The following is an 8,068-nucleotide window of genomic DNA, read 5'->3' on the forward strand; positions in this document are numbered from 1 at the left end:
GATGTCGATCAACTTTTTAAGCTCAGTCTTTACCAGATCAATTTTGTCATCTTTAGCTGTGATATGAGCAACAAGAGTCAATTTAGCCATGTTTTTGTTTCCTTCGTTTTCGTTAAAAATTGAAAATATGATGTAAGTATTCAGCTATCAGCTATCAGCTATCAGCTATCAGCTATCAGCTATCAGCTATCAGCTTATGCGCACGCTACTTGAGGTGCTACAGATGGTGCTTTTGAATAAGCGATGCAGCGCGGTCTTGGGGAGGCAGCGCGGTCTTGGGGAGGCAGCGCGGTCTTGGGGGTTTCCCCCATGAGCGACTGCCGTCGGTTCCCCCCATGAGCGACTGCCGTGGTTTCCCCCATGAGCGACTGCATCAAGACAACAGGTAAGCATTGGAATAATGCTGAGTTACCTTAGCTGACGGCTGACGGCTGACGGCTGACGGCTGACGGCTGACGGCTGACGGCTTACAATCTGATCGCGATAACTTACCACCCTTGACTATGCTGTTTTAGTTAAAGCCGTCGAGCACATTTTTGCCAATAGCACGACCGCTCTCTTGGTGCGAATGAGCCGTCTTGAGGGTTTCCACACTGATTTTCCCAAGATTATTGGTCACAGTGGAAATTAGGGTGCCATCGTCAATAAGCTCCGAGACCCGATTCAGCAATTCATGTTGTTTTTCGATGTCTTCCGTTTGAAACATCGACCGAGTAAACATGAATTCCCAGGTGAAAGATAGGGCTTTGGGTTTGATCAATTTCATGTCTAGGGATTGAGGGTCATCAATTATTGCGATATGACCGCGAGGCTTGATCAGCTCGATGATGCCAGGAAAATGTCCGTCTGATCCTGAAAGGGAAGCAACATAAAGGGGCTCGAGTCCCAATTCCTTGATTTGATCAACAAGGGACTGGCGGTGATTGATCACATGGTCAGCACCCATCTTTTGAACCCACTCGATGGTTTCCGGACGAGATGCAGTTGCGATCACGGTCAACCCGGTGAGTTTCTTGGCAAGTTGAATCAGGATTGATCCAACACCTCCCGCGCCACCGATAATCAGTATAGTCTCGCCCTTGCCTTCTCCTTCTTTGACCCCGAGGCAGTCGAACAGGATTTCCCAGGCGGTAATGGAGGTCAGTGGAAAACCAGCTGCTTCCGCAAAGCCGAGGGATTTCGGCTTTTTCCCGACAATCCGCTCATCAACGGCATGGAGCTCGGAGTTGGTGCCCGGTCGAGTGATATCACCGGCATAATAGACTTCATCACCAACTTTAAATTTACTGACATCGCTGCCGACTTGTTGAACAACACCTGCGGCATCATACCCAATGACCTTTGTGCCCTTTTCTGGTGCCATCTTGGCGCGCACTTTCACGTCCACAGGATTGACCGAAATTCCCCGAACCTCCACCAACAGGTCCTGTGACCCTAATTCCGGTGTTTCGGTTTCAAATTCGATCAGCGCATCTGGTGCAGTGATTGGTCCAGGCTGATTATATCCTATGGCTTTCATATCTTGGTTATCCTTTTATGATCAATGCCGCCGATTCGATTCTATAGCAGTTTTTAGTTTAATACTGCTGCACTGCCCACCCTAAATCAACTTATGGGGAAAACCATGATATGTACATTTTTGTTAGGTGATGCAGGGTTTGCTCCTCCAGCACTTGAAGTGAAGCAGGGATTACAGTTGCTGGAGTTTTGCGATTGGCCTTTGGGTCACGCTACGCGAACGCATTCTCCTCCTCTACCAGATCTTGGTCATGGCAGATGCTATAACAGCTGAAACTATCAACAAGACTGGCATGTCCAGTAAGCGATGGGAAAAGCTAGTGAAGAATATCCTTTCACGACGAAAATTTTTCCAGTGAGTGATTTTCCCCTCAAGGTTTGTTAAGATAAAGTACAGCAATTCCTCGTAGCTCTTAGACTCTTAGACAAATACACAAGTTAAACAGATAGGTATTATGACAAACAATCCCGGTGGTATTGTTCAATTCAATACAGGTTCAGGGGGGGTTGGACAGCAAGCGGCTACTGATGGTAGTACCCAAAACCAGCAAATTACCTCCATTCAAGAACCTGCGTCAGTAGGGGAACAAGTTACCCAACAAGACATGGTGCAAATGTTAGCACAGCTAGATCAGATGGTTAGTTCGGCTGAAATTCCAGAAGAAATTAAAGAAGAAATAGCTACATATTTGGGTGCTGCAAGAAAAGCCGTTGAGAAAGAAAAACCCAAAAAAGAACTGGTAAAAAGTAATCTAGAAGGCGTTGCTGAAGAACTAGAAAAAGCCAGCAAGGATACGGAAGCTGGCGCAAATTTATTTAAAAAAGTTAAGCCTATCCTAGGGAAAGTAGTTGATTGGTTAGGTGCAGCCGCCGCCAGTTCTTTACTTGGTAGTCTTTAGTTTTCATGACTGATGAGTGAACCATCATCTCATGACCCCAATTCACAACACTCCAAGTCGAAACCAAGTGTTCAACAAACAAATGAAGCCTCAAAGAATGTTGGACAACAAGGTGGAATTGGGAATGGTATTTTCCAGTTCCAGTGGATTGGTAATACCTTTAATTTTTTCGTTGGTTGGGTTAGCAGTTTAACTCCACACCAAAAAAAACGCAACCGTCAGGCATTACTCACTAAAGTCAAGAACGATTGGGTCAAAGGCGTTCTGGAAAAATCCCTCTATAACCAGGTATTGATGGAGTTGGGATTAGAAGAGAGACCCGATGCCATTACTAATCCTTTGAGCGAAATTCTCGAAATCGGTGACGACTCACCTCAACCCTTTCCTGAAGGGACTAAAGTAATTGATATTTTTGACCAAATTGGGACAGGAAGAACCCTACTAATTTTAGGAGAACCAGGGTCAGGAAAAACCACAACCTTACTGGAACTCGCCCGGGATTTAATTGCTCATGCCGAACAAGATAATGATCAGCTAATTCCTGTAGTCTTCAACCTCTCCTCTTGGGCAAATAAACGACAGACGATAACTGATTGGTTGGTAGAGGAACTGGCTACTAAGTATTACGTTAACAAGAAAATTGGACAAGCTTTGGTAACGCAACAGCAACTACTACCATTGCTTGATGGTTTGGATGAAGTAAAGGCGGAGTACCGAAACGACTGTATTGTTGCTTTGAACAAATTTCATCAGAAGTATGGTGCCGAGTTGGTAGTGTGTAGTCGGATTAAAGATTATAAAGCTCTTCCTAATCGTCTGAATTTTCAGAAAGCAGTTTATATAAGATTACTGATTTTAGATCAAGTTTGTCATTACTTGAATCGTGTCGGGGATGATTTAACAGGATTAAGGACATTAATTGAAGAGGATATAGTTTTACAACAGTTAGCTCAATCGCCTCTAATGCTTAATATGATGACTCTAGCTTATCAGGGAGTAGCAGTTGAGGATTTGCCCAGAACTGACGTAATAAAGGAACGGCGCAAGCAGCTCTTTTATGCATATATTGAGAAGATGTTTAAGCGTCGTAAGACTAATCAAAAATACGAGGATGCGCAAGTAAAGCACTGGTTAATTTGGCTGGCGCAAAGGATGGTTCAAGAATCTCAAACGATATTTTTGATTGAGCGAATGCAGCCATCTTGGTTGACATCGAATGCCAAGCGGCTACTCTATACCCTAATTGTAAGGCTGTTCATTGGCATAATCGTTACGCTAGTACTTGGTATCATAGCAGTATATTCAGGCCAGGGTTTGGAGTTTGCTCTAGTTTATAGTCCACTAGGTGGATTAATATTTGCACTAGTCTGGGAGTCTACCAAACGGATTAGTTTCAAGCGGGTGGGAGGATTGACACTTGGTATACCCGAGGGTTTGATCTTTGCACTACTGTTTGCACTTGCTAGGTACAGGGGAGTTGGGCTGGAATATGGCATACCTGAAGTTCTGAAAAGATTAGCAGCAAGAACAGCTCCATTTATACTAACCTCAGCTCCTCTTGCCGCAGTGAGTACTGGTTTTGTCCAAACCTCAAAGATTGAGCCAGTCGAAATACTAACCTGGTCTTGGCGTAGGACATTGAGGCGTGGGTTACCAATTAGCTTGGGAATTGGTCTGTTTTCTGGTTTTATTGGCTTAGGATCGCCGATTGCCGGATTGTTCATTAGTCTTTTCGGTTCATTTCTGTTAGGGCTAGTGCCGCGCAGCAATATCGAAAGTAATGTCAGACCTAACCAGGGGATACAGCAGTCACTCTACAATGCTCTTCGTCAGGGAATAAGCTTGGGGTTAGCGTTTGGAGTTGCCATTGGAGTACCCACAGGACTAGAACGTGGACTTAGCTACGGTCTGATTGCAGTACTCATTTTGGGTATCGTCTTTGGTGGCTTAGCATGTATCCAGCACTTGATCCTACGCTCTATTCTTTCTTGGTCTGGTCAGGTTCCCTGGAACTATGCTGACTTTCTCGACTACGCCGCCGATCGCATATTCCTAGTCAAGGTTGGTGGAGGCTACATCTTCATCCACCGACTCTTACAAGAGCATTTTGCGGCAATGGCAAACGACTTACAGACGACTGGTTTGTCACCATCCACGCAGCGACGGAAATGCTTCTCAATCTTTGCATTAATTGCACTTTGCCTGCTGAGTATTCCTTTCATACCATTCAGAGTTACTAAAGTTCTTGATCAGCAAACGACTCAGGCAATTCTGCCAATCGTAAAGTCTCTAGAAAAAAAGGCTTGCCTGATTGTAGAGATTGCTCAGGGACAACTTGACCATAAAGATCATGACAAGATTACCCTAGATTCATCGGGCAACTCCATTCCTCTAATCGTAAAGTCTCTAGAAAAAAAGGCTCGCCTGATTGTAGAGATTGCTGAGGGGCAACTTGACCATAAAAATAATGAAAAGATCACCCGATATTTACCGGGCAACTCTATTCCTCTACAGAACTTTATTGCCCAAGTACGCTTCTTCAACCCATATGATCACTGCTGGAAAGGTAGATGGGACTATGGGTTTTTATTTCGGAATGGAAAAAATGCTGAGTATCGCTTGTTAATCCGTGCGAATTCAACTTGGGAGCTCAAACTTGTAGACAACAATCCCAATGTTCCCTCACTAGCTTCAGGCAAGATTAACAACCTAGATGTCTCAGCAAACGGTTCAAATACCATGCGATTGATTGTCGAAAATCAAACAGCCTATTTTTTCGTAAATGGCGAGTACATAGCTACGCTTGACTTATCAGAGCATCAATCCCCTAGATTGCTTTATATAGGAACTGGCTTCTACAAAGGTAGTGAAATTAATGGAAAGACTACTAAATTTACAGATTTTTCTGTTTGGTCACTTGATCCATTGGAGTAACGATAATGGGCGATACAACAGTAAACAAAGCAAAAACAACGTTTGACCCATGATTTAATACCATAAAATCTTGAAATTATAGCGATTTTTATTCTAATGAGCGCTATATGGATTTTTCCGGAACTTTTTAGCCAGAAAAAATCTACTGCCGGTCAGGGATTTTCCGCAAACAAAAATCCCGAGAATGAAGAATACCCGATAGTTATAGGAGCAAACTACCAATCGCCTACTAAAGAAGTAGACCAAAAAAAAGGAACCCCAAAGTCTACACATTGGCGTAAAGGGAATCTAAGACGCTAACACTACGGTAAAGAGCGATCGCAAACCAAAATCGTTTGGATTAAACCTACTTTAGTTGGTTTAAAATGGTGGAATTGAGAATGTAGAATTGGGAATTCTGCTTTCACTATTTACCATTCGGCTTTGCTGATTTTGGGTATGATTGTGCCCAATTTTGGTTAAAAAAAACTCTCAAAGTCCACCAAAATTGGTGAATTTAGGGGGCTTTACCAAAACCAGGTATCGCCCATTTATTCCTTGATTCAGCAACGCCAAATTGATAATTAAAATTAAGAATTGGTAAATTAATAATTAATAATTAATAATTAAGACTTGAGACTTGAGACTTGTGAATTAATAATTAAGAATTGGGAATTATCCCTTCTACATTCTATATTATACATTCTTCATTCTAAATTATACATTCTTCATTATTCATTATGATGGCAATAACCTGACTAGCAATATTAAACTCAAATTCTAGAGCTTCATACTCGGCTTTAACTTCTGGATTTGCCAGAACTTGGGAACGAATATCATCCCACTTAATTGTCTTTGCTTTCATTTTTTATTCCTCCTATTTTGGTAATTATAGCGTTTCTAGGATTTATGAAGTACGCTTCTTAAGCTCAAAGTCACCCTTTATAAGAGGAACCAACGGGGGATCCATTTGTACCTCATGGCATAGAGAATTGCTATAGTTGATCTATTGGTTAATTAATTATTTTTCTGTGCTAAAAATTTCGCTCTACGAGATTCGGCAATTTTAATATTCTACATTCGCCCATTCTACTTGGTGGTGCGTTACGGTGCGGCTGTCCCAAAACTGGCTCTAGGGGTTGAACATCAGGGCAAGCCCGCCCCTAACGCACCCTACGCACTACTTCCCTCTCCCAGGGATAATGTTCCGATCACTATTGAAGGGTTTTGTATACTATGATTGGTAGCACTATATAGCAGTACGCATTAAGGTTAAGACATTGATACAAAGTGAAAAGCTCTTGTAGTTAACTGTTGCCTTTTGCCTTTTGCCTTGCGCATAGCGCTATACCTAGTGATCTACCTCCTTTAACAGGTGGTGAGGTTTTCCCGGAGCAGTAGAAGTTGCATGAACTTGGGTCTTGGACAAACGATCGGTGGACGCTATAAAATTATTCGTCAACTGGGACAAGGTGGATTTGGTCAAACTTTCGTAGCTGAAGACCAACACTTGCCTGGTGAAAATCAGTGTGTGGTTAAGCAGCTCAAGCCAGTAGCCACGGATCCCTTGACATTGCAGACGGCTAGGCGACTGTTTGAGACGGAAGCCCAAATACTACACCAGTTGGGAAGTCATGAGCAAATTCCCCAGCTTTTTGCGTATTTTGAAGAAAATCAAGAATTCTATCTCGTCCAGGAATTGATTGAAGGGGAAGACCTCAGCCAGGAACTTGTACCGGGACAACAGGTGAATGAAGATCAGATTATTTCCCTGTTGCAGGAAATCCTGAAAGTTTTAGAATTTGTCCATCAACGGCGTATTATTCACCGAGATATTAATCCTCAAAACATCCTTCGGCGTAAATCAGATGGCAAATTAGTACTGATTGACTTCGGTGCGGTTAAACAAGTGAGTACCCAAATCCTGGAAGGGGGCAATACTGGCTTTACCGTTGCCATTGGTACTCCTGGCTATCGACCTAGTGAACAAGCCAATGGTTACCCGAAATTAAGCAGTGATATCTATGCTGTCGGGATGATCGGGATTGTTGGTTTAACCGGTTTACGTCCTCACCAATTGCCCCTTCACCCTGATACAGGGGAAATTAGCTGGCATAACCAGATATCAGTAAGTGCTGAATTAGCCGATACTTTAGATAAAATGCTGTGCTATGATTTCCGAGAGCGTTACCAATCAGCTACCTCAGCATTACAAGCACTAACTACTGTAATTACTAATAAAAATAGCAATAATAACACAAATACTAATACTACTAAAACTGGCGCTACTTTAATGTTGGGAATTGCGTCATCTATACAACCCCTGCTTCCTAAACCGCGACGATTCAGACTAAAACCGTACCAAGTGTTACTGTACACCGGGGTGATTGGATTGGGGTTTGCAGCAACGGTTTTTATGGTGAATATATTCAGGGAATTTAGTGCGACGGATTGGTATAACCAGGGCGAAACCTTTTTAGAATTGAAGCGCTATGAACAGGCTCTAGACGCTTATAATCGAGCTGTGGAAATCCGAGGGGAATATGCTCCAGCTTGGCAAGGTCAGGGTAAGACCTTGTTTGCCCTGAAGTACTATGAAGAAGCTCTAAATGCTTACGACCAAGCGATTCAAATTGAGCCGGATTATAGTGCAGCTTGGAAGGGTAGGGGTAAAACCTTGGAGCAGTTGGAGCGTTATGACGGAGCAATTAAAGCCTTTAATAGCGCCCTGGAACTCC

Annotated in this window: 7 protein-coding genes; 5 read left to right on the forward strand and 2 right to left on the reverse strand. The window is 43.0% G+C overall.

Features of this window, described 5'->3' with window-relative positions:
* Positions 1 to 511: 511 nt before the first annotated feature.
* On the reverse strand, positions 512 to 1,519 hold the full coding sequence (locus F6K38_RS31205) for a zinc-binding alcohol dehydrogenase family protein (protein ID WP_287358944.1): 1,008 nt from the start codon (positions 1,517 to 1,519) through the stop codon (positions 512 to 514).
* A gap of 105 nt (positions 1,520 to 1,624) precedes the next feature.
* Between F6K38_RS31205 and F6K38_RS31210 the strand changes: the two genes are divergently transcribed.
* The 4 genes from F6K38_RS31210 to F6K38_RS31225 all read left to right on the forward strand — a co-directional run bounded on the left by F6K38_RS31210 (position 1,625) and on the right by F6K38_RS31225 (position 5,651).
* Positions 1,625 to 1,792, forward strand: a complete 168-nt coding sequence (locus tag F6K38_RS31210) for a hypothetical protein (RefSeq protein WP_287358946.1) — start codon at positions 1,625 to 1,627, stop codon at positions 1,790 to 1,792.
* A 181-nt stretch (positions 1,793 to 1,973) separates the two neighbouring features.
* Entirely contained in the window at positions 1,974 to 2,417 is a 444-nt protein-coding gene (locus F6K38_RS31215; protein WP_287358949.1) for a hypothetical protein, read from the forward strand.
* Positions 2,418 to 2,429: 12 nt separating this feature from the next.
* Positions 2,430 to 5,351, forward strand: a complete 2,922-nt coding sequence (locus F6K38_RS31220; protein WP_287358951.1) for an NACHT domain-containing protein — start codon at positions 2,430 to 2,432, stop codon at positions 5,349 to 5,351.
* 96 nt (positions 5,352 to 5,447) lie between these two features.
* On the forward strand, positions 5,448 to 5,651 hold the full coding sequence (locus tag F6K38_RS31225) for a hypothetical protein (RefSeq protein ID WP_287358953.1): 204 nt from the start codon (positions 5,448 to 5,450) through the stop codon (positions 5,649 to 5,651).
* Between the two features lie 391 nt (positions 5,652 to 6,042).
* On the opposite strand, the gene F6K38_RS31230 is transcribed toward F6K38_RS31225, so the two are convergent.
* Positions 6,043 to 6,195, reverse strand: coding sequence for a hypothetical protein (locus tag F6K38_RS31230; protein ID WP_287358955.1), 153 nt, complete (start codon positions 6,193 to 6,195; stop codon positions 6,043 to 6,045).
* Between the two features lie 543 nt (positions 6,196 to 6,738).
* Here F6K38_RS31230 and F6K38_RS31235 point away from each other — a divergent pair.
* Positions 6,739 to 8,068, forward strand: a 1,330-nt coding sequence (locus F6K38_RS31235; protein WP_287358957.1) for a protein kinase domain-containing protein, incomplete at its 3' end; no start/stop codon positions are given.

It is taken from the genome of Moorena sp. SIO3B2, from assembly GCF_010692525.1.
GTDB classification, from domain to species: Bacteria; Cyanobacteriota; Cyanobacteriia; order Cyanobacteriales; family Coleofasciculaceae; genus Moorena; species Moorena producens.